The organism is Streptomyces sp. SID5643, assembly GCF_009872555.1.
Classification (GTDB): Bacteria; Actinomycetota; Actinomycetes; order Streptomycetales; family Streptomycetaceae; genus Streptomyces; species Streptomyces iakyrus.
On the sequence record NZ_WWIC01000092.1, the window covers coordinates 68,085 to 94,388 of the forward strand.

General features: G+C 70.7%; 24 protein-coding genes. 12 read left to right on the forward strand and 12 right to left on the reverse strand.

Annotation, left to right across the window (positions count from 1 at the left end; translation table 11 throughout):
• Positions 1–143: 143 nt before the first annotated feature.
• The 3 genes from GTY56_RS11510 to glnA2 form a co-directional block, all read right to left on the reverse strand.
• Entirely contained in the window at positions 144–1,040 is an 897-nt protein-coding gene (locus GTY56_RS11510; protein WP_161362634.1) for an MBL fold metallo-hydrolase, read from the reverse strand.
• A gap of 3 nt (positions 1,041–1,043) precedes the next feature.
• On the reverse strand, positions 1,044–1,811 hold the full coding sequence (locus GTY56_RS11515) for a hypothetical protein (RefSeq protein ID WP_161362632.1): 768 nt from the start codon (positions 1,809–1,811) through the stop codon (positions 1,044–1,046).
• A 188-nt stretch (positions 1,812–1,999) separates the two neighbouring features.
• On the reverse strand, positions 2,000–3,361 hold the full coding sequence (gene glnA2, locus GTY56_RS11520) for a gamma-glutamylpolyamine synthetase GlnA2 (protein WP_033312643.1): 1,362 nt from the start codon (positions 3,359–3,361) through the stop codon (positions 2,000–2,002).
• Positions 3,362–3,657: 296 nt separating this feature from the next.
• On the opposite strand from glnA2, the gene GTY56_RS11525 reads away from it, so the two are divergent.
• On the forward strand, positions 3,658–4,845 hold the full coding sequence (locus GTY56_RS11525; protein WP_161362630.1) for a globin domain-containing protein: 1,188 nt from the start codon (positions 3,658–3,660) through the stop codon (positions 4,843–4,845).
• 21 nt (positions 4,846–4,866) lie between these two features.
• On the opposite strand, the gene GTY56_RS11530 is transcribed toward GTY56_RS11525, so the two are convergent.
• Positions 4,867–5,319: an RrF2 family transcriptional regulator gene (locus GTY56_RS11530; protein ID WP_161362628.1), complete on the reverse strand. Its 453-nt coding sequence runs from the start codon at positions 5,317–5,319 to the stop codon at positions 4,867–4,869.
• 195 nt (positions 5,320–5,514) lie between these two features.
• On the opposite strand from GTY56_RS11530, the gene GTY56_RS11535 reads away from it, so the two are divergent.
• From GTY56_RS11535 to GTY56_RS11565, 7 genes are all read left to right on the forward strand, one after another.
• On the forward strand, positions 5,515–6,183 hold the full coding sequence (locus tag GTY56_RS11535; protein ID WP_161362626.1) for a thioredoxin-like domain-containing protein: 669 nt from the start codon (positions 5,515–5,517) through the stop codon (positions 6,181–6,183).
• Complete coding sequence (locus GTY56_RS11540) at positions 6,180–6,800, forward strand: DUF305 domain-containing protein (protein ID WP_161362623.1); 621 nt, start codon at positions 6,180–6,182, stop codon at positions 6,798–6,800. Before GTY56_RS11535 ends, GTY56_RS11540 begins: the two co-directional genes overlap by 4 nt.
• A gap of 168 nt (positions 6,801–6,968) precedes the next feature.
• Positions 6,969–8,912: a S53 family peptidase gene (locus GTY56_RS11545; protein WP_161362622.1), complete on the forward strand. Its 1,944-nt coding sequence runs from the start codon at positions 6,969–6,971 to the stop codon at positions 8,910–8,912.
• A gap of 79 nt (positions 8,913–8,991) precedes the next feature.
• Entirely contained in the window at positions 8,992–10,746 is a 1,755-nt protein-coding gene (locus GTY56_RS11550) for an NAD+ synthase (protein WP_161362620.1), read from the forward strand.
• A gap of 164 nt (positions 10,747–10,910) precedes the next feature.
• A complete protein-coding gene (locus GTY56_RS11555; RefSeq protein ID WP_161362618.1) occupies positions 10,911–11,213 on the forward strand; it encodes a metalloregulator ArsR/SmtB family transcription factor in 303 nt (100 codons plus the stop codon).
• Entirely contained in the window at positions 11,210–11,602 is a 393-nt protein-coding gene (locus tag GTY56_RS11560; protein ID WP_161362616.1) for a VOC family protein, read from the forward strand. Before GTY56_RS11555 ends, GTY56_RS11560 begins: the two co-directional genes overlap by 4 nt.
• Before the next feature lie 90 nt (positions 11,603–11,692).
• A complete protein-coding gene (locus GTY56_RS11565; protein ID WP_161362614.1) occupies positions 11,693–12,454 on the forward strand; it encodes a haloacid dehalogenase type II in 762 nt (253 codons plus the stop codon).
• Between the two features lie 29 nt (positions 12,455–12,483).
• Here the strand turns inward: GTY56_RS11565 and GTY56_RS11570 are convergent, their stop codons facing one another.
• The 4 genes from GTY56_RS11570 to GTY56_RS11585 all read right to left on the reverse strand — a co-directional run bounded on the left by GTY56_RS11570 (position 12,484) and on the right by GTY56_RS11585 (position 17,379).
• Entirely contained in the window at positions 12,484–13,701 is a 1,218-nt protein-coding gene (locus tag GTY56_RS11570) for an MFS transporter (RefSeq protein ID WP_161362611.1), read from the reverse strand.
• Positions 13,702–13,837: 136 nt separating this feature from the next.
• The gene (locus tag GTY56_RS11575) at positions 13,838–14,890 is read right to left on the reverse strand and encodes an endonuclease/exonuclease/phosphatase family protein (RefSeq protein WP_161362609.1); all 1,053 of its coding nucleotides are present in this window, start codon (positions 14,888–14,890) and stop codon (positions 13,838–13,840) included.
• A gap of 179 nt (positions 14,891–15,069) precedes the next feature.
• Positions 15,070–15,708, reverse strand: coding sequence for a TetR/AcrR family transcriptional regulator (locus GTY56_RS11580; RefSeq protein WP_346345416.1), 639 nt, complete (start codon positions 15,706–15,708; stop codon positions 15,070–15,072).
• A gap of 69 nt (positions 15,709–15,777) precedes the next feature.
• On the reverse strand, positions 15,778–17,379 hold the full coding sequence (locus GTY56_RS11585; protein WP_161362605.1) for an MFS transporter: 1,602 nt from the start codon (positions 17,377–17,379) through the stop codon (positions 15,778–15,780).
• Positions 17,380–17,591: 212 nt separating this feature from the next.
• On the opposite strand from GTY56_RS11585, the gene panB reads away from it, so the two are divergent.
• The 3 genes from panB (at position 17,592) to GTY56_RS11600 (ending at position 20,444) form a co-directional block, all read left to right on the forward strand.
• On the forward strand, positions 17,592–18,467 hold the full coding sequence (panB, locus tag GTY56_RS11590; RefSeq protein WP_033312546.1) for a 3-methyl-2-oxobutanoate hydroxymethyltransferase: 876 nt from the start codon (positions 17,592–17,594) through the stop codon (positions 18,465–18,467).
• A gap of 145 nt (positions 18,468–18,612) precedes the next feature.
• Positions 18,613–19,632, forward strand: a complete 1,020-nt coding sequence (locus GTY56_RS11595; protein WP_161362603.1) for an efflux ABC transporter ATPase subunit, DrrA-related — start codon at positions 18,613–18,615, stop codon at positions 19,630–19,632.
• Positions 19,629–20,444, forward strand: a complete 816-nt coding sequence (locus tag GTY56_RS11600) for an ABC transporter permease (protein WP_161362600.1) — start codon at positions 19,629–19,631, stop codon at positions 20,442–20,444. The genes GTY56_RS11595 and GTY56_RS11600 overlap by 4 nt, the downstream gene beginning before the upstream one ends.
• A gap of 18 nt (positions 20,445–20,462) precedes the next feature.
• Here GTY56_RS11600 and GTY56_RS11605 read toward each other — a convergent pair whose 3' ends face one another.
• Together GTY56_RS11605 and GTY56_RS11610 are read right to left on the reverse strand one after the other, a co-directional pair.
• On the reverse strand, positions 20,463–23,738 hold the full coding sequence (locus GTY56_RS11605; RefSeq protein WP_346345415.1) for an ATP-binding protein: 3,276 nt from the start codon (positions 23,736–23,738) through the stop codon (positions 20,463–20,465).
• A gap of 32 nt (positions 23,739–23,770) precedes the next feature.
• The gene (locus GTY56_RS11610) at positions 23,771–24,400 is read right to left on the reverse strand and encodes a DUF6578 domain-containing protein (protein ID WP_237524377.1); all 630 of its coding nucleotides are present in this window, start codon (positions 24,398–24,400) and stop codon (positions 23,771–23,773) included.
• A gap of 105 nt (positions 24,401–24,505) precedes the next feature.
• Between GTY56_RS11610 and GTY56_RS11615 the strand changes: the two genes are divergently transcribed.
• On the forward strand, positions 24,506–25,306 hold the full coding sequence (locus GTY56_RS11615; protein WP_161362597.1) for a site-2 protease family protein: 801 nt from the start codon (positions 24,506–24,508) through the stop codon (positions 25,304–25,306).
• 10 nt (positions 25,307–25,316) lie between these two features.
• On the opposite strand, the gene GTY56_RS11620 is transcribed toward GTY56_RS11615, so the two are convergent.
• Together GTY56_RS11620 and npdG are read right to left on the reverse strand one after the other, a co-directional pair.
• Complete coding sequence (locus GTY56_RS11620; protein ID WP_161362595.1) at positions 25,317–25,496, reverse strand: hypothetical protein; 180 nt, start codon at positions 25,494–25,496, stop codon at positions 25,317–25,319.
• 72 nt (positions 25,497–25,568) lie between these two features.
• Positions 25,569–26,288: an NADPH-dependent F420 reductase gene (gene npdG / locus GTY56_RS11625; RefSeq protein ID WP_161362593.1), complete on the reverse strand. Its 720-nt coding sequence runs from the start codon at positions 26,286–26,288 to the stop codon at positions 25,569–25,571.
• Positions 26,289–26,304: the final 16 nt, after the last annotated feature.

Genomic DNA, 26,304 nt, shown 5'->3' on the forward strand with positions numbered 1-26,304 from the left:
AGATCTCCGGGATATCTGAACAAGAGAATCGGTTATCCCGGAGTGACTCTCCTACCTGACACCGACGCACCGTGCCGATGAAGGAGCGGCTGCCATGCACCGAGGCGCAATCCGGCGCGCCTTCTCAATCATGAGTTGCAACTTTACCTCTCGTGACATCCGAGAGTGCCGATGTAGTAGAGACCATCCTCGTGATCAAGACCTTCGTCATCAAGGAAGTTGACGCTGTAGGCGTTATCAGCGACATAGATGTGCACCTTTTTGTCGCCTGTCACGAACAAGATGTCGCCACAAGAATTCTGGGTCATGGTGTTATAGCCCGCGTAGTAATGGAGATACTCCGAGGGGGCTTCACCGATCACCACCAGCCCTGGATCCATGAGTTCTAGCCACGCCCGCGGCACCTTGCCCGACGTGCGACCGTGATGCGGCGCGAACAGGACATCCACTTTCGGTATGTCCACCTTGTCTTCGATCTTCTCCATGAAGTCCGTTTCGAGATCACCCATCCATAGCATCCGCGGCCCATCCACAACCGTGTACTGCAGAATGCAGGAGATGTTATTGGGCGTCATGCCAGCAGCCGCGTCAGCAAGGGCGCTCTTGAAGTCGGGATCTGACGTTATCGGCCACAGCACGTTCAGCCCGGCCGAACCCCGATTTTCGCTGCTCTGATTCATCCAGCGGCGCGTGCAGTCTTTGTAGAGATAGAAAGCTTTCGTGGTGTCGTCGCGCAGCGAGCAGTAGCGCTTGAAGTCCGCAGTCGGGTCCTTCTTGGTTGCAGCGTTCTTCACGCAGTAGAAGTTATGGAGACCGACATGGTCATCCAGTTCAACGAGACCACCGATGTGATCCTGGTCAGGATGCGTCGAGACAAAGCGCGTAATACCCTTGTCTTCTGACTGCGTGGAGATCTCCGCCAGGATGCTGCCAATCCGCTCCGGTGGGAGCGAGCAGTCGATAATAGTGAAGTTGTCGCTACCGTGGCGGATGTAATACATATCACCGTTGCCGATAGCGAAAGACTTTACGTGGGACATCTCCTAGGAATCCTCCTGCGTTTCCTCTGTGGCGCTTGACGATTCGGTCCGACTGACCTGAGTAACCGCATGCAACAACTGGCGGGCGTAGCGGAACCCTGCCTCCTTCGCTCGTTCCTCAGACGGAAAGAGGCACCACCCGGTCAAGATCATGACATTGATTACGGCACCGCTAATTGCAGCTCCTGCGGACACATGGAAGGAGGTATACCTCGCCAAGAGACAGGTCAACCCGATGACTGCCAAGCAAACTAGGGCCACATAGCGACCCACCCAGCGGAATCCCCACATGTTGCGCTCAAAGCCGTATGCGGCGTTCTCATTGGCCACCATCGGAAAGCGAGGGTCTTGGCCGAGGTAACGCACCTGATCGGTGGCGGCTTCGATGGCGTGATCAGCGGCCACAGAATTTGCCGCTTCCCGCCGCTTACTCAGCAACTGCACTCCGGTGACCTCTTCGATCGCCTGCCGCCAGATGTCTCGCTGTCTTGGGTTACTGCTCTCATCGCGGGTGCGCAGCAGCTGCGTCGTAGGTCGGCCGCCCCATCGCTCGTACATGCGGTCCTGGGCTCGCCGCCCTGCGTTGCCTACCAGGACCGACAGCGCATAGCCACCAACCGTAACGGAGAGTACCCCAAGCGCTACAGGCACAGCTGGGTAAGCCTTCAGGCCGAGCGCAACGAGAGTGATGGTGACAGGCGCAATCCCTAGCATGCCCGGGGTAAGGCGTGCCTTCCGTTCATACGCACTCAAAGCCACGGTGGACTTCATACCAGCAACAAACCGCAGCTGTCAGCGAAATCGAATAATTCGGACTGCGGTCGGAGACGGCTTGGGGCTGAGGTTTAGCACTGCGACGGCCCAGAGACGGCCCAGGACCAGTAAACGCGACAGGGCCGACGGTGCGCGACCGTCGACCCCATCCACCGCATCTGCGGAAAGCCCACCCTGACCTGCGCCTACAGCGCCGGAAGGTTCTTCCGCAGCTCGAACGCCGTGACCTCGGACCGGTACTCCTCCCACTCCTGCCGCTTGTTGCGCAGGAAGAAGTCGAAGACGTGCTCGCCGAGGGTCTCGGCGACGAGGTCGCTGCGTTCCATCAGGGTCAGCGCCTCGCCGAGGTTCTGCGGGAGCGGCTCGATGCCCATGGCGCGGCGCTCCGCGTCGGACAGGGCCCAGACGTCGTCCTCGGCGCCCGGCGGGAGTTCGTAGCCCTCCTCGATGCCCTTGAGGCCGGCGGCCAGCAGCAGCGCGTACGCCAGGTACGGGTTGGCGCCGGAGTCGAGGGAGCGGACCTCCACCCGGGCCGAGCCCGTCTTGCCGGGCTTGTACATGGGGACCCGGACCAGCGCCGAGCGGTTGTTGTGGCCCCAGCAGATGTACGAGGGGGCCTCGCCGCCCGCACCGGCCGTGCGCTCCGCGCCTCCCCAGATGCGCTTGTAGGAGTTCACCCACTGGTTGGTGACCGCGGAGATCTCCGCCGCGTGCCGCAGCAGGCCCGCGATGAAGGAGCGGCCGACCTTGGAGAGCTGGTACTCCGAGCCCGACTCGTAGAACGCGTTGCGGTCGCCCTCGAAGAGGGAGAGGTGGGTGTGCATGCCGGAGCCCGGGTGCTCCGAGAACGGCTTCGGCATGAACGTCGCGTGCACACCCTGCTCCAAGGCCACCTGCTTCATGACCAGGCGGAACGTCATGACGTTGTCGGCCGTGGACAGCGCGTCGGCGTAGCGGAGGTCGATCTCCTGCTGGCCCGGCGCGCCCTCGTGGTGGGAGAACTCCACCGAGATGCCCATGGACTCCAGCATGGTGATGGCCTGGCGGCGGAAGTCCATGCCGACGTTGGTCGGGGTGTGGTCGAAGTAGCCGGAGTTGTCGGCCGGGGTGGGGCGGGAGCCGTCCAGCGGGCGGTCCTTCAGCAGGAAGAACTCGATCTCCGGGTGGGTGTAGAAGGTGAAACCCAGGTCGGAGGTGCGGGCCAGGGCGCGCTTGAGCACGTAGCGCGGGTCGGCGAAGGACGGGGAGCCGTCCGGCATGAGGATGTCGCAGAACATGCGCGCCGTGCCGGGGGCCTCCGCACGCCAGGGCAGGATCTGGAAGGTCGAGGGGTCCGGCTTGGCGATCATGTCGGACTCGTAGACCCGGGCGAAGCCCTCGATCGCGGAGCCGTCGAAGCCGATGCCCTCGTCGAAGGCCTGCTCCAGTTCGGCCGGGGCCACGGCGACGGACTTGAGGAAGCCCAGCACGTCCGTGAACCACAGGCGTACGAACCGGATGTCGCGCTCCTCCAACGTCCGGAGCACGAACTCCTGCTGCTTGTCCATCTTCCGCTTCCCCATCCTTGCTGGTCAGGCCGCCTTCTCTTCCGTACCACGGGAGGCGGTCGGGCACCTGAGCATCCCACCACACCTCCATTTCGTACGCGTTGCGGACCATGATCGCCCGGCCGGCCCGGGGGAGAACGCCTCACGTACGGCAGGTGGACTGCTCTGCCGCCCATAGTGCCTGCTCGCACCGGCATCCGTAACGGCCGGTTCCCTGCGCTGCGCCACGCGCTTAATTTGCATCTCATATGCAACTTTAAATAGCGTGCGTACAGTCGAGCCCTGAGGAGCCCCCGATGCTGTCCGAACAGTCCGCCGCCACCGTCCGCGCCACACTCCCCGCCGTCGGCGCGGCCCTCGGCACGATCACCGAGCGCTTCTACGCCGGGCTGTTCGCGGCCCACCCGGAGCTGCTGCGCGACTTGTTCAACCGGGGCAACCAGGCCTCCGGCACCCAGCGGCAGGCTCTGGCCGGTTCCGTCGCCGCCTTCGCCACACACCTGCTGGACCGCCCGGAGCAGCGGCCCGACGCCATGCTGCACCGCATCGCCCACAAGCACGCCTCGCTCGGCGTCACGCCGGAGCAGTACGGCATCGTCCACGAGCACCTGTTCGCGGCCATCGCCGAGGTGCTGGGCGACGCGGTCACACCCGAGGTCGCCGCCGCCTGGGACGAGGTCTACTGGCTGATGGCGAACGCGCTGATCGCCGTGGAGCGGCGACTGCGCGAGGAGCGCGGCGGGCCCACCTGGCGGGCCTGGGAGGTCGTCGAACGGGTCACCGAGACCGACGACGTGGCCACGTTCCGGCTGCGGCCGGCCGACGGCGGCCCGGTGCGGGACTTCCTGGCCGGCCAGTATGTCTCCGTCCGCGTCGCCCTCGCCGACGGGGCCCGGCAGATACGGCAGTACAGCCTCTCCGGGGCTCCCGGCCCGGACCTGCGGCAGATCAGTGTGAAACGCGTGCGCGAGCCCGGCGCTCCCGACGGCGAGGTCTCAGGCCGCCTGCACGCGCGCGTGCAGGTGGGCGACGTCCTGGAGCTGTCCGAGCCGTACGGCGACCTGGTCCTGGACGCCGGCCCCGACACTCCCCTGCTGCTGGCCTCGGCGGGCATCGGCGTGACTCCGATGACCGCGATGCTGGCGCACCTGGCCGAGTCCGGGCACCGCGCCCCCGTCACCGTCGTGCACGCCGACCGCTCCCCCGCGACCCACGCCCTGCGCGCCGACCACGAGGCCTGGGCGGCCAAGCTCCCGGACGCTGCCGTCCACCTCTGGTACGAGCAGGACGCCCCCTCGGGCGCCCGCACCGGCCTGGCCGACCTCACCGGCGTGACACTCGCTCCGGGCACGCGCGCGTACCTGTGCGGCCCGCTCCCGTTCATGCGGGCGATGCGGACCCAGCTGATCGCCAAGGGCGTGGCCCCCGCCGACATCCACTACGAGGTGTTCGGCCCGGACCTGTGGCTGGCGGGGCAGGCCTAGTACTCCAGCAGGACCGGAGTACTAGAGGGTGTTCTGAGGGCCGGGGCCCCGCGAGATCCCCAGCAGCAGCGCGCCCGTCGGCTCCGCCACTATGTCCTCCACCGTGACCGGGTCCAGTGAGGTGAAGAACGCCTCCTGGGCCCGGCGCAAAGCGCCGCGCAGACGGCAGGCGGAGTTGAGGGGGCACGGGGTCGGGCCCTCGCAGTCGACGACGTCGCCCCCGCCCTCGAAGGCGCGGACCACGGCGCCGACCGAGGCCGTCCGGCCCTGCTCGGTGAGGGTGAGACCGCCGCCCCGGCCGCGGCGGGCCTGGAGCAGGCCCATGTGCTGGAGCTCGGCGACGACCTTCGCCAGGTGGGTGTACGGCACGTCCATGCCGGCCGCGACCTCCCGGGTCGTCGGACTCGGCCCGCCCGCGACGGCGAGCCGCATCAGGACCCGCAGGGCGAGGTCGGTGGAGCGCAGCAGCCGCATGCGGGCAGCCTAGGTAATGGGAATCTCCGGTACAAATGATCCGGCGGGAGAGGGGCGCCGGGAGCGGCGGAGCTGTCGTCCTGCTGTCGGTGCCGTATCGATTCGGCCCATTCCCGCGACCGCTCTACGAGGCGCCCCGTCTCCCCCATTACGATCAGCCCACCCGACCGTCACTTTTCCCACGAAGGACACCTCATGGGCTCCGCCAAGAAGGCCAGCACGTCACGCAAGGCTCGAATAGAGGAGATGCGGCGCGCCGAGCAGGCCCGTGAGCGCCGCAACCGGATCCTCACGATCGCGGCCAGCCTCGTGATCGTGACCGGGCTCGTCGTCGGCGGTGTCGTGCTCGTGCAGTCCCAGGACGACGGGGCCAGTGACACCGCGGCGGCGAAGGACTCCTCCGGCAAGGGCACATTCGTGACGGGCAAGGACGGGGTGAAGACCTGGGAGGGCAAGCTGGCCCGCAACCACGTCACCAAGGCCGTGAAGTACGCCTCCGAGCCTCCGGTCGGCGGCGACCACAACCCGGTCTGGATGAACTGCAACGGCGACGTCTACACCGAGCCGGTGAAGAACACCAACGCCGTGCACTCGCTGGAGCACGGCGCGGTGTGGGTGACGTACAACGCCGCCGCGAAGAAGTCCGACGTCGACGCGCTCGCGGCGAAGGTGAAGAAGACGCCGTACACGCTGATGAGCCCGATGGACGACCAGAAGGACCCGATCATGCTCTCGGCGTGGGGTCACCAGCGCACGGTCACGGGCGCGAGCGACCCGAACGTGGACAAGTTCTTCGAGAAGTTCGTCCAGGGCGAGCAGACCCCCGAGCCGGGTGCCGCCTGCACGAACGGGCTGTCCAAGTGAGGCAGGCCGGCCTGATCGCCGGGGCCGCGGCGACGGCGCTCGTCGCGGCCGGTGCGATCACCTACGCCGTCGCGGGGGACGACGGCGGCGGCAGGACGCCCTCGGCCGACTCCGCGGACGCCGGGTTCGCGCGGGACATGGCGGTGCACCACCAGCAGGCCGTGGAGATGTCGTACATCGTGCGCGACCGCACCAAGGACGAGGCGGTGCGTCGCCTGGCCTACGACATCGCGCAGACGCAGGCCAACCAGCGCGGCATGCTGCTCGGCTGGCTCGACCTGTGGGGCCTGCCCAAGGTGTCCTCGAAGCCGCCGATGACCTGGATGGACATGGGCGACACGGCCTCCGCCAAGGACGGCGCGCTGATGCCCGGCATGGCGACCAACTCCGAGATGAAGAAGCTCGGAGAGCTCAGCGGGAAGCAGGCGGAGGTCTTCTACCTCCAGCTGATGACGGACCATCACCAAGGCGGCGTGCACATGGCCGAGGGCTGCGCGGACCGGTGCGTGGTCGGTGTCGAGAAGCGGCTCGCGCAGGGCATGGTGGACGCGCAGCAGTCGGAGATCCGGCTGATGGCGGACATGCTCAAGGAGCGAGGAGCCGCACCGCGTTCCTAGCAGCGGTGCGCACGTATGCCTCAAATCGCCCCGCCTGGCGGTCTCTTGGGCTCTTCTTGAGCTGCGTAGGGCGCTTCGTGGGCTGCGCAATTCCCTTGCATGAACGGTTCATCGCGAGAGTGGCGACCGTCGAGTGATCCACTCGCGACGAACCGCACAGGGAGTTCCATGAGATCCAACCGCGCCTCGGTGCGCGCCGGGGTGAGCATGGCAGCGACACTGCCGATGCTCGCCGGTGCGCTGGCGCTCGGCATGCCCGCGGCGCACGCCGCCGGCCACCCGCTCCGTGACCTGCTGTCCGGGACCCGCCCCGAGTGGGCCACGGCCCGCGCGGACCGGGGCGCCACCTCCGACGGCGCCCGGGTGTCGGCCCGGGTCTACCTCGCCGGCAGGAACGCCGCCGGCCTCGCCGCCTACGCGCAGGCCGTCTCCGACCCGGGCTCGGCCTCGTACGGCACGTACCTGACGGCCAAGCAGGCGCAGGCCCGCTTCGGTGCGACCAGGGCCCAGGTGGCGGCCGTGAAGTCCTGGCTGACGGCGTCGGGCCTGAAGGTCACCGGCGTCACCCGGCACTACGTCTCCGTCAGCGGTGACGTGGCCGCCGCCGAAGAGGCGTTCGGCACGCAGCTGCACAACTTCGCCAAGGGCTCGAAGACGTACCGCGCCCCGGCGAGCACCGCCTCCGTACCGGAGGGCCTGGCCGACGCCGTCCTGACGGTGACCGGGCTGGACAACGCGCCGCACATGGCCACGCACGACGATCAACTGCCGCCGCCGGACACCGTGTTCCGCAATGCCGGGCCGTTCTCCTCGTACTACGGCTCGAACACCGCGAGCACGCTCCCGGACGCGTACGGCAAGAAGATCCCGTACGTCGTGAAGGGCTACACGGGCAAGCAGCTGCGGGCCGCCTACGGCGCGGGCACACGCACCGGCAAGGGTGTCCGGATCGCCATCACGGACGCGTACGCCTCTCCGACGATCGCCTACGACGCCGGCACGTACGCCAAGCGCAACGGCGACGCGGCGTGGAAGACCGGCCGGCTGCACCAGGTGCTGCCGGAGAAGTACACGAACACCAAGGACTGCTCGGCCTCCGGCTGGTACGGCGAGGAGACCCTGGACGTCGAGGCGGTGCACGCGGTCGCCCCGGCCGCGGACGTCACCTACGTCGGCGCCGCCTCCTGCACGGACGGCGATCTGCTCGACGCGCTCGGCAAGGTCGTCGACAGCCGCCTGGCCGACATCGTCTCCAACTCCTGGGGCGAGGTGGAGGCCGCACAGACCCCGGACCTCGCCGTCGCCTACGACCAGGTCTTCCAGCTGGGCGCGGTCGAGGGCATCGGCTTCTACTTCTCCTCCGGCGACGACGGCGACGAGGTCGCGAGTTCCGGGACGAAGCAGGTCGACTCCCCGGCCGACTCGGCGTGGGTCACCGCCGTCGGCGGCACCTCGCTGGCCGTCGGCAAGGGCGACACGTACCTGTGGGAGACCGGCTGGGGCACCGACAAGGCGAACCTGTCGGCCGACGGCAAGAGCTGGACCGGCTTCCCCGGCTCCTTCACCTCCGGCGCGGGCGGCGGCACCAGCAGGACCGTCGCCGAGCCCTCCTACCAGCAGGGCGTGGTGCCGGACGCGCTGGCCGAGGCCAACGGCGCGGACGGCAACCGGGTCGTGCCCGACATCGCGGCGGTCGCCGACCCGAACACCGGCTTCCTGGTCGGGCAAACGCAGACCTCGCCGGACGGCAGGTCGCAGGCGTACAGCGAGTACCGCATCGGCGGCACCTCGCTCGCGGCCCCGACGATCGCGGCCGTCCAGGCGCTGGCGCAGGAGGCCCGCGGCGGCAAGGCGATCGGCTTCGCCAACCCGGCGATCTACGCCAAGGCCGGCTCGAAGGTCTACCACGACGTCACCGACGACCCGACGGGCTCCGGTCTCGCCGTGGCTCGCGTCGACTTCGTGAACGGCTACGACGCCACCGGCGGTCTGACCACGTCCGTGCGCAGTCTCGGCAAGGACAGCTCGCTCGCGGCCGTGAAGGGCTACGACGACGTCACCGGCGTGGGCTCACCCGCGAAGGGCTACGTCGAGTCGTACCGGCGCGGCTGACCTCCGCGAGGGGACATGGGGTGGTGTGGGGTGACTCACACCACCCCATTGTGTCGCACTGACGATTACACTGGGCGGCGTGCCTCAACTACGTCTCGCCCTGAACCAGATCGACGCCGGCGTCGGCGACCTCGCCGGGAACACCGAGTCGATCGTCCGCTGGACCCGGCACTCCGCCGAACAGGGAGCGCATCTCGTGGCGTTCCCCGAGATGGTGCTGACCGGGTATCCCGTCGAGGACCTGGCGCTCAGGTCGTCCTTCGTGGAGGCCTCCCGCGCGGCGCTGCGTTCTCTCGCCGCGCGCCTGGCCGAGGAGGGCTTCGGAGAGCTGCCGGTGATCGTCGGCTACCTCGACCGCAGTGCCACCGCCCAGCCGAAGTACGGCCAGCCGGCCGGCGCGCCGCAGAACGCGGGTGCGGTGCTGCACCGCGGCGAGGTGGTCCTCAACTTCGCCAAGCACCACCTGCCGAACTACGGCGTGTTCGACGAGTTCCGCTACTTCGTGCCCGGCGACAGCATGCCGGTGCTGCGGGTGCACGGCGTGGACGTCGCCCTGGCCATCTGCGAGGACCTCTGGCAGGACGGCGGCCGCGTCCCCGCCGCCCGTTCGGCGCAGGCGGGCCTGCTGGTGTCGATCAACGCCTCCCCCTATGAGCGCAACAAGGACGACACGCGCCTGGAGCTGGTCCGCAAGCGGGCCCAGGAGGCCGGCTGCACCACGGCGTACCTGGCGATGATCGGCGGCCAGGACGAGCTGGTGTTCGACGGCGACTCGATCGTCGTCGACAAGGACGGCGAGGTCGTGGCGCGGGCGCCGCAGTTCTCCGAGGGCTGCGTGGTCCTGGACCTGGACCTGCCGGCGGCGTCGGCGGACGCGCCGGCGGGCGTGGTCGACGACGGTCTGCGCATCGACCGCGTGGTGCTCTCCGAGGAGCCGCTGCCCGCGTACGAGCCCGAGCTCACGGGTGGTTACGCGGACCGTCTGGAGGACGACGAGGAGGTCTACTCCGCGCTGGTCGTCGGCCTGCGGGCGTACGTCGCGAAGAACGGCTTCACCTCGGTCCTGATCGGCCTGTCGGGCGGTATCGACTCGGCGCTGGTCGCGGCGATCGCGTGCGACGCGGTGGGCGCGCAGAACGTGTACGGCGTGTCGATGCCGTCGAAGTACTCCTCGGACCACTCCAAGGACGACGCGGCCGAACTGGCCCGCCGTACGGGGCTGAACTACCGCACGGTCGCGATCGAGCCCATGTTCGACGCCTACATGGGCTCGCTGGGACTCACGGGCCTGGCGGAGGAGAACCTCCAGTCGCGTCTGCGCGGCACGCTGCTCATGGCGATCTCCAACCAGGAGGGCCACATCGTCCTGGCCCCCGGCAACAAGTCGGAGCTCGCGGTCGGCTACTCCACGCTCTACGGCGACTCGGTCGGGGCGTACGGCCCGATCAAGGACGTCTACAAGACGTCGGTCTTCCGCCTCGCCGAGTGGCGCAACCGGGCCGCCCGGGAACGCGGTCAGACCCCGCCCATCCCCGAGAACTCCATCAGCAAGCCCCCGAGCGCGGAACTGCGCCCGGGCCAGGTGGACACGGACTCGCTGCCCGACTACCCGGTGCTCGACGCGATCCTGGAGCTGTACGTCGACCGGGACCGGGGAGCCGACGAGATCGTGGCGGCCGGGTTCGACGCGGCGCTGGTCGCGAAGACGCTGCGCATGGTCGACACGGCCGAGTACAAGCGGCGCCAGTACCCGCCGGGCACGAAGATCTCCCCGAAGGGCTTCGGGAAGGACCGACGGCTGCCGATCACGAACGGATGGCGGGAGTCGCTCTGACGGGCGGAGTCGCCGCTCTGACGGGCGGAGTCGTTCCGACGGGCGGGGCCATTCCGACGGGCGGGGCCATTCCGACGGGCGGGTCCGGCTGACGGGAGGGGCCGGCTGACGGGAGGGGCCGGAAGGACTTGATAGGCAAGTGAATACTTGCCTATCTTGGAGTCGTGGCCGACGACCTTTTCAAAGCCTTGGCCGACCCCACCCGTCGCACCATCCTCGACGAGCTCGCCGAGCAGTCCGGGCAGACACTGTTCGAGATCTGCTCGCGGCTGAGCATGAAGCACCGGCTCGGCATCTCGCGTCAGGCGGTCTCCCAGCACCTCGCGGTGCTGGAGGCCGCCGGGCTCGTCGAGACGAGGCGGGAGGGCCGCTGCAAGTTCCACGACCTGAACACGGCCCCGCTCCGGCAGATCACCGAGCGATGGCCGGCACCCGACCCCTCCGGACCGGAAGAGAGCCCGTCATGAGGATCCAGCTGACCAGCGTCTTCGTCGACGACCAGGCCAAGGCCCTGCGCTTCTACACCGAGGTCCTCGGCTTCGTGAAGAAGCACGACGTCCCGGTGGGCGGGACGGACCGCTGGCTGACGGTCGTCTCCCCCGAGGAGCCCGGCGGCACGGAACTGCTCCTGGAGCCCGCCGGCCACCCGGCCGTCAAGCCCTACCGCGACGCGCTCGCCGCCGACGGCATCCCGCTCGCCCAGTTCGCCGTCACCGACGTCCGGGCCGAGTACGAGCGCCTGAGCGGCCTCGGCGTCCGCTTCACCCAGGAGCCGTTGGAGATGGGCCCCGTCACCACGGCCGTCTTCGACGACACCTGCGGCAACCTGATCCAGATCGCGACCCAGCCGCAGTAATCGCCGTCACCACCTTGACCGGTAACAACACCTGGTGTCACCATCGTCACCTGCTCAAGCGGTGACACACCGACCGGTGCGGGAGAACAGATGGCGGCGATCCACGACATCGAGGTCGTCGTCTTCGACGTCCTGGGCACCATGGTCGACGAGCCCGGCGGGCTTCGATCTGCGGTACGGGAAGCGACCGGCCTGTCCGGCCCGACGGCCGCCGACGGGCCCGTCGCCCTGTGGCGGCGGTACTGCGAGCAGGAGCAGGAACGCGTCCGCCAGGGGCAACGCCCGTACGTGAGCACGGAGGTGCTCGACGCCGAGGCCGCCCGGCTGGTGGCCCGGCACGCCGGGGTGACCGACCCGGGGGCCGTCGCGCGGCTCGCCACGGCGGGGCGGCGGCTGCCCGCCTGGGACGACTCCGCCGCCGGGCTGGAGCGGCTCTCGCGGCGATACCCCGTGATGGGGCTGTCCAACGCCGGCCGTACGGCCCTGCTCCACCTCAACGCGCACGCCGGGCTGCGCTGGCATCCAGCTCTGTCCGCCGAGGCGGTCGCGGCCTACAAGCCGGCGCCGGAGGTCTACCGGCTCGCGCTCGACAGCGCCGGATGCCCACCCGAACGGGTGCTGATGGTCGCCGCCCACGCCTGGGACCTGCGCGGCGCGCGGGCGGTCGGCATGCGCACCGCCTACGTCCACCGGCCGGCCGGGGACCCGCCCACAGACTCCGACGACTTCGACGGGCGGTTCGACGGACTGGACGACCTGGTCAGCGCACTGACGAGCCGTCAGGCAGAGGCGGTCGGACAGCGCGCCCGTCTCGTACCCCGGTCAACGGAAACGGCAGCACGCGGGATCTGATCCCGTGTGCTGCCGTGTGCCGGGAGCCGTCAGTGGTGCACCGCTCGGGCCTCCTGCGGGACGTGGCTCGCCACGATCCGCTCGCGCCCGGCGACCGGGGCCCGGCGCCGGTCCACCGCGTAGGCCAGCGACGCCACGGCCAGACCGAGGACGGCCAGGGCCACACCGGCCAGGGCCGGGGAGGTGACGCCGAAGCCCGCGGCCAGCGCGAGGCCGCCGATCCAGGCGCCGCCGGCATTGGCCAGGTTGAAGGCGGCCTGGTTGGCCGAGGAGGCCAGGGACGGGGCCGAAGAGGCCTTCTCCATGACCATCAGCTGGAGCGGGGAGCCGGTGGCGAAGGCCGCCATGCCGAGCAGGGTCACGGCCACGGCGGCCGTGAGCTCCGTGCGCATCAGCAGCGGGAACAGCGCCAGTACCGCCACCAGCGCGGTGAGGCCGCCGAACAGCGTGCCCCGCAGGGAGTGGTCGGCCAGGCGTCCGCCCAGCAGGTTGCCCGCGGTCGCGCCGACGCCGAACAGCGCCAGCAGCAGGGTGACGCTGGCGTCGGCGTAGCCGGCGGCGTCCGTGAGCATCGGCGTGATGTAGCTGTAGGCGGCGAAGAGCGCTCCGAAGCCCGCGACGGTCGTGCCGAGCGACAGCCAGACCGGCAGGGAGCGCAGGGCGGCGAGTTCACCGCGCAGGCCCCTCGCGGTGGTGTGCTCGTGGTCGTGCGGGATGAGGAACGCGAGCGCGGCGATCGCCGCCAGGCCGATGGCGCTGACGCCGAGGAAGGTCGCCCGCCAGCCGAGGTGCTGGCCCATCAGGGTCGCGACCGGCACGCCCGCGACGTTCGCGACCGTCAGGCCGAGGAACATCAGCGAGACCGAACGCGCCTTGCGTTCGGGGGCGACCATGTTCGTCGCGACGACGGCGCCCACGCCGAAGAAGGCGCCGTGCGGCAGACCGCTCAGGAAGCGGGCGGCCAGCAGCCAGCCGTTGTCGGGCGCGAGGGCCGACAGGGCGTTGCCCACGACGAACAGCCCCATCAGGCCGATCAGGACCGTGCGCCGGGACATCCTGGCGGTGACCGCGGCCAGCAGCGGGGCGCCGATGACGACGCCCAGCGCGTACGCCGACACCAGGTGGCCGGCGCTGGGTATCGAGATGTTCAGGTCGTCCGCGACGTCGGGCAGCAGCCCCATCATCACGAACTCGGTCGTACCGATGCCGAAGGCGCCCACGGCAAGGGCGAGCAGGGCCAGGGGCATGAAGGAGCCTTTCGAGTCTTGCTTGGAGATCCGTACGCGTATGTTCAAGTACGGAACAAAGTCTCGCAGGCGCACTATTCCGCGCGGTGACGCCGAGGTCGCCGATTTCTGACGGAACTGCCTTGACCAGCGGTTTTCAGGAACCGCTTGTGGTGACCCTCACACGAGCCGCGACCGGCAGATGGTCGCTCCCCGTCTGCGGGAGGGTCCACGAGCTCTCCGGCTTCAGGCCCCGCACCATGATCTGGTCGATGCGCGCCATCGGGAACGACGCCGGCCAGCTGAAGCCGAACCCGTTGCCGGCCGCGCCCTGCGTGGAGCGCATCTGGGAGGTGACGGCGTTGAGCGCGCGGTCGTTCATGGTGCCGTTCAGGTCACCGAGCAGGACGACGTTCTCCAGCGGTTCGTGGGCGATGGCCTCGCCCAGGTAGTCGGCGCTCCGGTCGCGCTGGCGGGCCGTGAAGCCGGCCTCCATCTTCACGCGCACCGACGGCAGATGGGCGACGTAGACCGCGACCTGCCCGGACGGTGCGGTCACGGTGGCGCGCATCGCGCGCGTCCAGCCCATGTCGAGGTCGACGTCCCGCACGCCGCTCAGCGGGTACTTGCTCCACACGCCGACCGTGCCCTGCACGGAGTGGTAGCGGTACGTCGGCGCCAGCGCCTTCTCGTACGTCGGGACGGCGTCCGGCGTCAGCTCCTCCAGGGCCAGCACGTCCGCGCCGGAGGCGGCCACGTCCCGGGCGGTGCCGGCCGGGTCGGGGTTGTCGGCGTTGACGTTGTGCGTGACCACCGTGAGGTCGCCGCCGGTCGCGGTCTTGTCGCTGAGCTGGCCGCCGAAGAGGTTCAGCCAGACCACGGACGGCAGCACCACCGCGATCAGCGCGGTCGCGGACTTGCGGACCAGGGCGAGGACGAGCAGCACCGGGACCAGGAGCCCCAGCCAGGGCAGGAACGTCTCGGTGAGACTGCCCAGGTTGCCGATGGTGTTCGGGATGCGCGAGTGCAGCACCATGACCAGGGCCAGCAGGACCGCGCACGCGGCGACGACCAGTCCGCGCCGCCAGATCCGCGGGTCGCCCCGCCAGGGGCCCACCAGCCGGTCGAACAGGCGCCGAAGCCGGGTTCCCCGGTGCTCGGGCCCCGAGCCGCCGTTGTCCGTCTCCGTCATGTACGCCTGCTGCGCCATACCGTCGCCTCACTGCCTGCCGTGCACACCATCGCCCCCGTGTCCTTACGACCCTAGGGGATGATCCGTTCCGTTCCCGCCGTCCTGCGACGGCCGTACGGGGGCGATGACGTCCGAGCCCCCGAGGAGAGTTCCGGTCCCGCCCGCCGAAAGCGCCGTCTGTGACGAAACGCGCACACTCACCCGGGCGGCCGGGACTCGGAACTGACGGGGCGTAGGCCTTCGAGGAGCGTGTCGACGACTCGGTCGGCGAGGTCGTCGGGGAGGTCGGCGTCGGTGTGCAGCGCGGCGCGGAGGAGTATCGGGCCGACGAATATGTCGTTCAGCAGTTCGAGGTCGAGGTCCGTGCGCAGTTCGCCGTTCTCCTGGCCGCGGCGCAGGACCTCCAGGCCGAGCCGGCGCCGCGGGGCGACGACGGTCGCGTGGTACGCCGCCCAGAGTTTCGGGCTGCTCTTCATCTGGGCCTGCACGCTGTGCAGGATCGCCGAGGAACGGTTGGCCAGGCCGCGCCGGCGCACCTGTTCCAGCAGGACGACGAGGTCGTCACGCATGGAGGTGCCGGGGAGCGGCGGGTCCGGGGGTTCGGCGGCGCGTACGACGTCGACGAAGAGTTCCTCCTTGCCGCTCCAGCGGCGGTAGATGGTGGCCTTGCCGACGCCCGCGGTGCGGGCGATGCGCTCGATGGACAGCTCCGCGAGGGGCACACCCTCCTCCAGGAGCCTCATCACGCCCTCGATGATCGCGCGCTCGACGGCCTCGCTTCTGGGGCGGCCCCTCGCGGGAGCGTCGGGCGGAGTGTGCCGATCGGCGAGGCTCACGTCGCTGCGTCCTTCCTGGCGGGGTGGAGACCGTTCCCGGCTGCGCGGGGAGTGCATTCTCCCGCAGGCCTACGAACCCGTGTGCGACAACTCCTTGTCCCCCTGCGCCCGCTGGGACGACGGCGGCCTGCCCGGCAGGAACAGCGCCACGACGACCGCGCCGATCAGGGCCACGCCCGCGCCCCACAGGGCGGTGACGTGCATCGCGTGCAGGAACGCGTCGTGGGCCGGGGCGACGAGGGACGCGCCCCGCGGGCCCAGCTTGTCCGCGACGCCGAGCGTGCCCTCGATGGACTCACCGGCGGTGTGCCGCAGGGCCGGGGGCAGGACGCCGAGCCTGTCCTCGATGCCCGTGCGGTAGGCCGTGGACAGCACCGAACCGAGGACGGCGACGCCGAGGGCGCCGCCGACCTGCCGGAAGGTGTTGCTGAGCGCGGAGGCGGACCCGGCCTTCTCGCGGGGCAGGGCCTGCATGATGACGACGCTGACCGGCGTCATGATGTGCGCCATGCCGGCACCCATGAGGAAGAAGATCACTTCCAGGATCCAGATGGGCGTGTCCCCGTCCAGCGTGGCGAAGGCGGCCAGCATGGCGGCGATGACGGCCATGCCGCCCGTGGTCGTGACCCGGTTGCCGAAGCGGTCGACGACCAGCCGGGCGCGCGGCGCGAAGATCAACTGGGCGGCGGCCAGCGGCAGCATCAGCAGACCGGTCTGCAGCGGCGAGTAGCCGCGCACGCTCTGCGTGTAGAAGACGGAGAAGAAGGTCACGCCCATCAGCGCGAAGAAGACCAGCGCGACGGCGGCGATGGCGGCCGAGAAGACCTTGCTCCTGAAGTACGTGACGTCTATCGACGGATGGTCGCTGCGCTTCTCGAACACGACGAAGGCGACGAGCACGGCGAGGCCGGCGCCGATGGTCGCCAGCACGGTCGCGTCGGTGAAGTCGGCGAGCTGGCCGCCCTTGATGATGCCGTAGACGAGCAGGACCAGGCCGACGACGGACAGCACGACACCGACGGGGTCCACCCGGCCCGGGTTCGGATCGCGCGAGTCCGGCACCAGCCAGAGCATCAGCGCGAGCCCGAGCAGCACGATCGGCACGTTGACGAGGAAGACCGAGCCCCACCAGAAGTGGTCGAGCAGGACACCGCCGGTGATCGGGCCGATGGCGACGGCGAGGCCGACGCCGCCCGCCCAGATGCCGATGGCCTTGGGCTGCTCCTCGCGCTCGAAGACGTTCATGAGGACGGCCAGCGTGGCGGGCATCACGAACGCGGCGCCCAGGCCCATCACGGCCCGGAAGGTGATCAGCTGGCCGGGCGAGCCGGAGAACGCGGCGAGCGCCGAGCCGATGCCGAACACGGCGAGGCCTCCGAGCAGCACCTTCTTGCGGCCCAGCCGGTCGCCGAGCAGTCCGGCGGTGAACAGCAGTCCGGCGAAGACGAGGGTGTAGGCGTTGATGGCCCACTCCAGCTGGCTCTGCGTGGCGCCGAGCCCGGTGGGGGCCGGGGTGGAGATCGTCTTGATGGCGACATTCAGGATCGAGTTGTCGAGCACGACGATCAGCAGGCTCAGCATCAGCACGCCGAGGATCGCCCAGCGGCGCCGGTGCACCGCTTCCGGTACGCGCGGGCCGGTGGGGGCGGCCGGTTCGGCAGGAGTAGTCATGGCACCGAGCCCAGAAGTATTTCGATACGAGACCGTCTCGTATTGGAATTCTCTTACCGGGATCTTACGCGGCGACCGCGTCCGGGCCCTCGCGGACGCGCGGACGGAACTCACAGGGGCTCCCCTAGCCCTCGATGACACGAGGTGCCACCATGGACGTGGTCCGGGGACGCCGTCAGGGCGCCTCGAGATGACGTGTTAGGAGCCGTGCCATGACGCAGCTTCCGGCTGCCCAGACTGCTCAGATGAAGCCCTCCGGCAGCGGCAGGGCGCTGTACGGGGGCAAGGGCACCCGCCGTATCACCGTGCGCGACATCGCCGCCGCCAAGGAGCGCGGCGAGAAGTGGCCGATGCTCACCGCGTACGACGCCATGACCGCCTCCGTCTTCGACGAGGCCGGGATCCCGGTGATGCTCGTCGGCGACTCAGCGGGCAACTGCCACCTCGGGTACGAGACGACCGTGCCCGTCACCCTCGACGAGATGACGATGCTGTCGGCGGCGGTCGTACGGGGCACCTCGCGCGCCCTGATCGTCGGCGACCTGCCTTTCGGCTCCTACCAGGAGGGCCCGGTGCAGGCGCTGCGCTCGGCGACCCGGCTGGTGAAGGAGGCGGGCGTGCAGGCCGTGAAGCTGGAGGGCGGCGAGCGGTCGCACGACCAGATCCGGCTGCTCGTCGAGTCCGGCATCCCGGTCATGGCGCACATCGGCCTGACCCCGCAGTCGGTCAACGCGATGGGCTACCGCGTGCAGGGCCGCGGCGAGGAAGCGGCCCAGCAGCTGCTGCGGGACGCGAAGGCCGTGCAGGACGCGGGCGCGTTCGCGGTGGTGCTGGAGCTGGTCCCCGCGGAGCTGGCCGCCGAGGTGACGCGGGTGCTGCACATCCCGACCGTCGGGATCGGGGCGGGCCCCGAGACCGACGCGCAGGTGCTGGTGTGGACCGACATGCTGGGTCTGACCGGCGGGCGGGTGCCGAAGTTCGTGAAGCAGTACGCGAACCTGCGTGAGGTCATGGGCGACGCGGTGAAGGCGTTCGCCGAGGACGTGGTCGGCGGAACGTTCCCGCAGGAGGAGAACTCCGTCCACTAGGACCTCACAGAGAGCCACAGCGGTACCACGGACAGCCCGTCGATCTCCCCCAGTCGACGGGCTGTCCCCTTTCGCCGGCACCACCGACAGCGGGTGTCGGCGGCTTGTCGGTGGTTTGTCGGTGGGTCCTGGAACCGTCTGTGCCATGACGCGAATCGACACACAGACCAGCGGCGCCGCTGTCACCGTGCGGGGGCTGGTGAAGCACTACGGGGAGACCAAGGCACTGGACGGGGTCGACCTGGAGGTGCGGGAGGGCACCGTGATGGGGGTGCTCGGGCCGAACGGGGCCGGGAAGACCACCCTGGTGCGGATCCTGTCCACCCTGCTGGCGCCCGACTCGGGGCAGGCCATCGTGGCCGGGTACGACGCCGTACGGCAGCCGCGGCAGCTGCGGCGGGTGATAGGGCTCACGGGCCAGTACGCGTCCGTGGACGAGAAGCTCTCGGGCTGGGAGAACCTGTACATGATCGGGCGGCTGCTCGATCTGCCCCGCAAGGAGGCCCGTGCCCGGGCCGACGGGCTGCTGGAGCGCTTCTCGCTGACCGAGGCGGCCAAGCGGCCGGCGGCGACGTACTCCGGGGGCATGCGGCGCCGGCTGGACCTCGCCGCGTCGATGATCGGCCGGCCGGCCGTGCTCTTCCTCGACGAGCCGACCACCGGCCTCGACCCCCGCACCCGCAACGAGGTGTGGGACGAGGTCAAGCGCATGGTCGGCGACGGAGTCACCGTGCTGCTCACCACCCAGTACATGGAGGAGGCCGAGCAGCTCGCCTCCGAGCTGACGGTCGTCGACCGCGGCCAGGTCATCGCCGGGGGCGCGATCGAGGCGCTGAAGGCGAAGGTCGGCGGCCGTGCGCTGCGGATCCGCCCGGCCGACCCCACCCACCTGCGGCCCCTCGCCGGCGCGCTGGACGAGCTGGGGATCACCGGGCTCGCCACCACGACCGTCGACACCGACCGGGGTGACGTCCTCGTGCCGATCCTCAGCGACGAGCAGCTGACGGCCGTGGTCGGCGCGGTCACCGCGCGCGGCATCACGCTCTCCTCCATCACCACCGAACTGCCCAGCCTGGACGAGGTGTTCCTGTCCCTCACCGGCCACCGTGCCAGTGCCCCGCAGGACGCCATGCCCGCCGAAGACCTTCAGGAGGCCGCCGTATGAGCGCCGTCACCGTCAACGACGCCGCCACGGACGCCCGTATCCCGCTGCGCGGCCATCTGCGCCACACCGGCGCCCTGATCCGCCGCAACCTGCTGTGGATCCGCAAGGACCCGGAGTCGATGGCCGACGCGCTGCTGATGCCGGTCATCTTCACCCTGCTGTTCGTCTTCGTCTTCGGCGGCTCGATCGGGCAGGCGCTGGGCGGCGGACAGGACCGGTACGTGCAGTACGTGATCCCGGGCATGATCGCGATGATGAGCATGACGCTGTCCCAGGGCGTCGGCACCGGCTTCAGCCAGGACTTCAACTCCGGTGTCATGGACCGTTTCCGGTCGCTGCCGATCGGGCGCGGCTCGGTGCTGTTCGCGAAGATCTCGGTGGAGCTGCTGCGGATGCTGTTCGCCACCGCCGTGCTGATGATCGTCGCCGTGGCCGTCGGGTTCGAGATCACGAACTGGCCGGGGCTGCTGGCGGCCGTGGCCCTGTCCACGGCGTTCGCCTCGTCGATCATGTGGGTGTTCCTCACCCTGGGCGTGATCCTGAAGAACGCGCAGTCCGTGCAGGCGATGGGCTTCCTGGTGCTGTTCCCGCTCCAGTTCGGCTCGTCGATCTTCGCGCCGACCACGTCGATGCCGGGCTGGCTCCAGGCGTTCACCGACTACAACCCGCTGTCGACCCTCGCGGACGCCGCGCGCGGGCTGATGGTGGGCGGGCCGGTCGCGCACGACCTGTGGGTGACGCTCGGCTGGTCGGTGGCGATCACGGCCGTGATGGCGCCCGTCGCGATCCACAAGTTCCGCACGAAGAACTGACCGGGCGGCCGGATCGCCTCACGGGTTCCTCCAGAGCAGGGCGGCGGCCTCGTCGAGAGAGAGGCCGCCGCCCGCCGCGTACGCGGCCTCGTAGGCCCGGTCACCGAGCAGCGCCCGGGCCTGCCGCTCCGTGCGTTCGCGGGTCTCGCGCTCCTGCCGCTGGGCGATGTGACCGGGCGGCAGCAGGGCGTCGAAGGCACCCAGACACCGGGCCGCGTCCTCGGCGCGCCCGCCGCCGTCGATGGCGGCGAGGGCCCGGGCGCCGATGATCAGGTACCCCGAGCGCAGATGGGGCGTGATGGCCTCGGCGAGCGGGTCGGCGGCCCGCTCCATCCCCCGGCGGATCCGGAGCAGGCACTCCTCGTACCGCCCCTCCGCGGCGTCCAGCCACGCCTCCACGCCGAGGATGTACGCGTCGAAGACGATGAAGTGGGCGATGCGGAAGTCCTGCCGCAGCCGGCCCAGTTGCTCGCGCGCCTCCGCGATGCGGCCCGTCATGCCGAGCCAGCCGGCGAGGAACAGGCGGGCGGCGGGCATGGCCTCGCTGTGCGAGTCCTCGCGCTGGGCGATCACCTCGCGCAGCAGGCGTTCACCGCGTTCGTCGTCGCCCGCCTCCAGCAGCGCGCTGCCCAGCCGGGCGCTGAGCACCGCCGCCTGGGCGCGGGCACCGAGGTGTTCGGCGTGGGCGATGGCCTCCTCGTAGTCGGCGGCGGCCAGGGTGTGGTGGCCCTTGCGCTCGTGGGCCTCGGCGCGGGCGGAGAGGGCTTCGGCGGTCCCCCAGGAGTCACCGAGGCGCCGGTAGATCTCCAGCGACTCGTCGGCGTCGTGGGCGGCGTCACCGGTCCAGTCCGTGCGGTTGGCGAGGAAGTTGGCCCGCATCTGCAGGCCCGAGGCGAGCTCCCAGTCGAAGCCCGGGGTCCGCCGGCAGGTGCGGATGGACGCGTCGATGATGACGCGCAGCCTGTCCATGTCGCCGGTCAGCATCACGGCGAAGAACCAGAGCAGACCGGGGAGCCGGCAGTTCTGCGGCAGTCCGGGCTCGTACGTCGCGGCGATGGCGCGCAGCTTCCGCTGGGAGTCCGGGTTCTGCCAGGCGTCCAGCTCGGTGTCCATGCAGGCGAGATGGGCGAGGTGGATACCGCGCCGGGCCTCCCACAGGATCTCGCCGGTCATCGGGGGCGGGGCGTCGGTGCAGCGCTGCCACACCGCCGTGGCGGGGCGGAGGGGCTCGGTGAAGGGGTCCGGGCCGAGCGCCATCACCTCACGGCACCAGTTGCGGGCCTCGATGCGCAAGTCGCGCATCTGCCAGTACCAGACGAGGGACAACGCCAGGCACAGCGCCTCCTGTTCGTCGCGCAGGACCACGGCGCGGCGCAGGGCGATGCGCAGGTTCTCGTACTCGCGCTCCAGCCGGTGGATGGCGGCGAGTTGTCCGGGGCCGCGCAGCAACGGGTCGGTGACGCGGGCCAGTTCACGGAAGTACGTCAGATGGGCCCGCTCGGCCCCGGCGCGCTGCCCGGACTCGTCCAGCCGTTCGGCGGCGTACTCGGCGACGGTCTCCAGGAGCCGGTAGCGCATCTCCCCGTCGGCGGAACCGTCCGGCGGGGCGGCCACGACCAGGGAGCGGTCCACGAGGGAGCCGAGGGCCTCCAGGGCGGCCGGTCCGCACACGGCCTCGGCGGCGGGCAGGTCGCAGCCGCCGGCGAACACCGACAGCCGCCGCAGAACGTCGCGTTCCTCCTCGTCGAGCAGGTCCCAGGACCAGTCGACGACCGCTCTGAGGGTCTGCTGGCGGGGCAGGACGGTACGGCTGCCGGAGGTGAGGAGACGGAAGCGGTCGTCCAGGCGGTCGGCGATCTGGCGGGGTGTGAGCATCCGCAGCCGGGCGGCGGCCAGTTCGATGGCCAACGGCAGGCCGTCGAGGCGCCGGCAGATCTCGGCGCACGCCCCGGGATCGTCCTCGGTCCGGAAGCCGGGCCGGGCCGCCGCGCCCCGGTCGGCCAGCAGCCGCAGCGCCACCGGCTCGGGCAGCGGCTCCACCGGCCGCAGCAACTCGCCCGGGACACCGAGGGGTTCGCGGCTGGTGGCCAGGACCGTGAGGTCCGGGCAGCGCGCCAGCAGTTCCTCGGTGAGCCGGGCGGCGGCGTCGACGACGTGCTCGCAGTTGTCGAGGATCAGCAGCATGCGGGGCCGGGAGCAGTGCTCCGCGAGCCGCTCGACGGGGGCGTCGAGCCGGTCGGCGACGGCGGCGCGGATGCCCTCGGCGCCGGCGCCGTACAGCACGGTCTCCCGGGCGCCGACGGCGGTGAGCACGGCCTCCGGTACGGCGTCCGGGTCGTCGACGGGGGCGAGTTCGGCCAGCCACACACCGCCGGGCATGGCCTCGCGCACGGTCTCCGCGGCCTCCTGGGACAGCCGGGTCTTCCCGGCGCCGCCGGGGCCGAGCAGGGTGACCAGCCGGGCCTGCGCGAGATCCCCGCGGATGGTCTCGATGTCGCTCTCCCGGCCGATGAAGGAGGTGAGGCGGGCCCGGAGGTTGCCGGCGGGCCGGGCCGACGCGGGCACGGGCGTGTCCCCTGGCCGGAGCAACTCGGCGTGCAGAGCACGCAGTTCCGGGCCCGGGTCGGCCCCGAGGCGGTCGGCGAGGAGGCGCCGGACGTCCTCGAAGGCGTCCAGCGCCTCCGCCGTACGGCCGGCGTCCCGCAGGGCGCGCAGCCGCAGGGCCTGGAGGGGCTCGTCCAGGGGGTGGCCGTCGCACAGGGCGGTCAGCTCCGGCAGGGACTGCTCGGCCTGGCCCTGGGCGAGGGCGGCGGCGTGCCGGGCCCGGAGCGCGTCCAGGCGGCGGGTGTCCCAACGAGCGGCCTCGGCGGTGCGGTCGGGCAGGTCGGCGAGAGCGGGGCCGCGCCACAGGGCGAGAGCGTCGTCGAGGACCACGGTGGCCTTGGCGGGGTCGCCGTCGGCCAGCGCCCGCAGCCCCTCACCGGCCAGCCGCTCGAAGCGGTGCAGGTCGACGTCGTCGGGCGCGGCCGCGAGCCGGTACCCGCCGGCGACGGAGGCGACCGCGCCCGCCCCGAGCGCCCGCCGCAACCGCCCGACCAGCGCCTGTAGCGCCCCCGGCGCGTCGGCGGGCGGCTGCCCGCCCCACACCTCGTCGACGAGCAGCCCCACGGGCACGGTCCGCCCGGCCCGCAGCGCGAGCACGGTCAGCAACGCACGCAACCGCGCCCCACCGACCGGAACGACCGACCCGTCACTGCGGAGCGCCTGCGTGGTGCCGAGGATGCGGTAGTGCACGGGCTCATTGTCTCCGGTGATACGGGGGCGGGTCACGGCGGTTGACTGCGCGGCGGGGCGTCACGGGGGGCACGAGGGCCCCGGGCCTCGCGGACGGCGTGGGAGAGGCGGGAGTCCGTGCCCGGCACCTCCAGGATCACCACCACCCCCGACTCGCGCGAGCGCCGTCCCCGCCCGTCGGCCGCCCGCTCCCCTTCTCGTTCCTTGAACCACTCCGGGCACCGGTCCACCGGCCGCAGCCCGCGCTCCCCCGTCACCGGCTCGTAGAGGCGCGATCCGGGCGCGGTCTCGGCCCAGGACTGGGTCAGCACTTGAACGGCCCGCACCAGCCCCCCGGCCTCGGGCCACCGCGCGCCGTGCCGCTCGACGGACAGCAGCCCGGCCGTCCGGTTCCAACCCCCCGGCTCCGGGCGCCGGTCCTCCTCGGCGTCGGGGTCCGCCCCCAGGGCGACCGGGAGGGCCGTCCCCTCCCCCACCATCCGCACGCCGCCCACGTCCGTCACGGGCCCGGCGACCTCGGTGAGCTGGTCGTGCCAGCCGCCGCCCAGCACGGTGTCCGGGTCCAGGAGCAGCAGCGGCCAGCTCACCTCGTCCCCGACCGAGAACGGGGTGCCGCAGCACTCCATCTGCCAGTCCTCGTAGAACACGTGCCACAGCCCCATGGACCCACCCTCCCCGGAACCGACCGCCCCGCGCGAGACGTTTTTCACCCGGGCCCGGTACCGTCGGGCCGTTCCACCCCCGTGTCGACGAGTGCAGGGAGCCCCATGACCACCGCCACCACCCGCCACAGCGAGCGGCGGATCAGTCCCGTGTTCGTCGGGATCGTCGCCGTGACGGCGGTCACGGGCTGGGCGACCTGGACCGGGTTCGCCGAGCAGCCCGGCGTCGCCGTGTTCCTGTTCGTGACGGCGGCGTGGATCGTCTCGCTGTGTCTGCACGAGTACGCGCACGCCCGCACCGCCCTGCACAGCGGTGACATCTCCATCGGCGCGAAGGGTTACCTGACCCTCAACCCGTTGAAGTACACGCACGCCCTGCTCAGCATCGTGCTCCCGGTGATCTTCGTGATCATGGGCGGGATCGGCCTGCCCGGCGGCGCCGTGTTCATCGAGCGGGGCCGGATCCAGGGGCGCTGGAAGCACAGTCTGATCTCGGCGGCGGGCCCGCTGACGAATGTGCTGTTCGCCGTGGTGTGCACCGCCCCGTTCTGGCTGGACGCGCTGGACGGCGTGCCGAACGACTTCCGGTTCGCCCTCGCCTTCCTCGCACTGCTCCAGGTGACGGCGGCGCTGCTGAACTTCCTGCCGGTGCCGGGCCTGGACGGCTACGGCGTCATCGAGCCCTGGCTGTCGTACGGCATCCGGCGCCAGGTGGAGCCGTTCGCGCCGTTCGGCCTGCTGTTCGTGTTCGCGCTGCTGTGGCTGCCGGCGGTGAACGGGGTCTTCTTCGACGTGATCGACACGATCCTGAAGTCCCTCGGCATCAGCGACTTCGAGACGTACTGCGGTCAGGAGCTGTACCGCTTCTGGCAGGGCTCGAACGAGTTCTGCTCGGCGGCGTCCTGACGGGCGCGGGTCAGCCGGCGGCGGACTTTCGCTGCTTGGCGCGCTTGGCGTAGTACCAGCACATATTGGACGACAGGCCCGCCAGCAGCACCCACACGATCCCCAGGAAGCTGCCCCGCGTGAAGGAGACCACGGCGGCGGCCACGGAGAGCACGCAGACGATCAGGGCGTAGAGGGCGAGGCGGGGCATGGGGTCGACTCCTGTCGGGGGACACTGCGGCACTGCTGGTGCCGTCCAGTGTCCCCCATGCCCGTCACCGGCTCACACGTCGGTGACGCGCAGGCCCGCGTGCGCCTTGTACCGGCGGTTCACGGAGATCAGGTTCGCCACCAGCGACTCCACCTGGTGGGCGTTGCGCAGCCGCCCGGCGAAGATGCCGCGCATGTTGGGGATGCGGCCGGCGAGGGCCTGGACGATCTCGACGTCGGCGCGGACCTCGCCGAGCACCATCACGTCGGTGTCGATCTCGTCGATCTCCGGGTCCTGGAGCAGCACGGCCGACAGGTGGTGGAAGGCGGCCGTGACCCGGGAGTCCGGCAGCAGGGCGGCGGCCTGCTCGGCGGCGCTGCCCTCCTCGGGCTTGAGGGCGTAGGCGCCCTTCTTGTCGAAGCCGAGCGGGTTGACGCAGTCGACGACGAGCTTGCCCGCCAGATCCCCGCGCAGGGATGCGAGGGTCTTGCCGTGGCCGTCCCAGGGCACGGCGACGATCACGATGTCGCTGCGGCGGGCGGTCTCGGCGTTGTCGGCGCCCTCGACGCCATGGCCGAGTTCCTCGGCGGCCGCCTGGGCGCGGTCGGCGGCACGCGAGCCGATGATCACCTTCTGGCCGGCCTTGGCGAGCCGGTAGGCCAGGCCCTTGCCCTGCGGCCCGGTCCCGCCGAGCACCCCCACCACGAGTCCGGAGACGTCGGGCAGGTCCCAGGGGTCCTTGGCGGGGGCCTTCTGGGTGTGGTCGGCGGCAGCACTGTCGGTAGAAGTCATGGCCCCGACTCTACGA

Coding starts and splice junctions, on each gene's coding strand:
- GTY56_RS11585 (WP_161362605.1), bottom strand. CDS start 17,379: ATGACTACTCCTGCCGAACCGGCCGCCCCCACCGGCCCGCGCGTACCG.
- panB (WP_033312546.1), top strand. CDS start 17,592: ATGACGCAGCTTCCGGCTGCCCAGACTGCTCAGATGAAGCCCTCCGGC.
- GTY56_RS11535 (WP_161362626.1), top strand. CDS start 5,515: ATGGGCTCCGCCAAGAAGGCCAGCACGTCACGCAAGGCTCGAATAGAG.
- GTY56_RS11600 (WP_161362600.1), top strand. CDS start 19,629: ATGAGCGCCGTCACCGTCAACGACGCCGCCACGGACGCCCGTATCCCG.
- GTY56_RS11525 (WP_161362630.1), top strand. CDS start 3,658: ATGCTGTCCGAACAGTCCGCCGCCACCGTCCGCGCCACACTCCCCGCC.
- GTY56_RS11620 (WP_161362595.1), bottom strand. CDS start 25,496: ATGCCCCGCCTCGCCCTCTACGCCCTGATCGTCTGCGTGCTCTCCGTG.
- GTY56_RS11565 (WP_161362614.1), top strand. CDS start 11,693: ATGGCGGCGATCCACGACATCGAGGTCGTCGTCTTCGACGTCCTGGGC.
- GTY56_RS11560 (WP_161362616.1), top strand. CDS start 11,210: ATGAGGATCCAGCTGACCAGCGTCTTCGTCGACGACCAGGCCAAGGCC.
- GTY56_RS11610 (WP_237524377.1), bottom strand. CDS start 24,400: ATGGGGCTGTGGCACGTGTTCTACGAGGACTGGCAGATGGAGTGCTGC.
- npdG (WP_161362593.1), bottom strand. CDS start 26,288: ATGACTTCTACCGACAGTGCTGCCGCCGACCACACCCAGAAGGCCCCC.
- GTY56_RS11515 (WP_161362632.1), bottom strand. CDS start 1,811: ATGAAGTCCACCGTGGCTTTGAGTGCGTATGAACGGAAGGCACGCCTT.
- GTY56_RS11570 (WP_161362611.1), bottom strand. CDS start 13,701: ATGCCCCTGGCCCTGCTCGCCCTTGCCGTGGGCGCCTTCGGCATCGGT.
- GTY56_RS11595 (WP_161362603.1), top strand. CDS start 18,613: ATGACGCGAATCGACACACAGACCAGCGGCGCCGCTGTCACCGTGCGG.
- GTY56_RS11510 (WP_161362634.1), bottom strand. CDS start 1,040: ATGTCCCACGTAAAGTCTTTCGCTATCGGCAACGGTGATATGTATTAC.
- GTY56_RS11530 (WP_161362628.1), bottom strand. CDS start 5,319: ATGCGGCTGCTGCGCTCCACCGACCTCGCCCTGCGGGTCCTGATGCGG.
- GTY56_RS11615 (WP_161362597.1), top strand. CDS start 24,506: ATGACCACCGCCACCACCCGCCACAGCGAGCGGCGGATCAGTCCCGTG.
- glnA2 (WP_033312643.1), bottom strand. CDS start 3,361: ATGGACAAGCAGCAGGAGTTCGTGCTCCGGACGTTGGAGGAGCGCGAC.
- GTY56_RS11575 (WP_161362609.1), bottom strand. CDS start 14,890: ATGGCGCAGCAGGCGTACATGACGGAGACGGACAACGGCGGCTCGGGG.
- GTY56_RS11545 (WP_161362622.1), top strand. CDS start 6,969: ATGAGATCCAACCGCGCCTCGGTGCGCGCCGGGGTGAGCATGGCAGCG.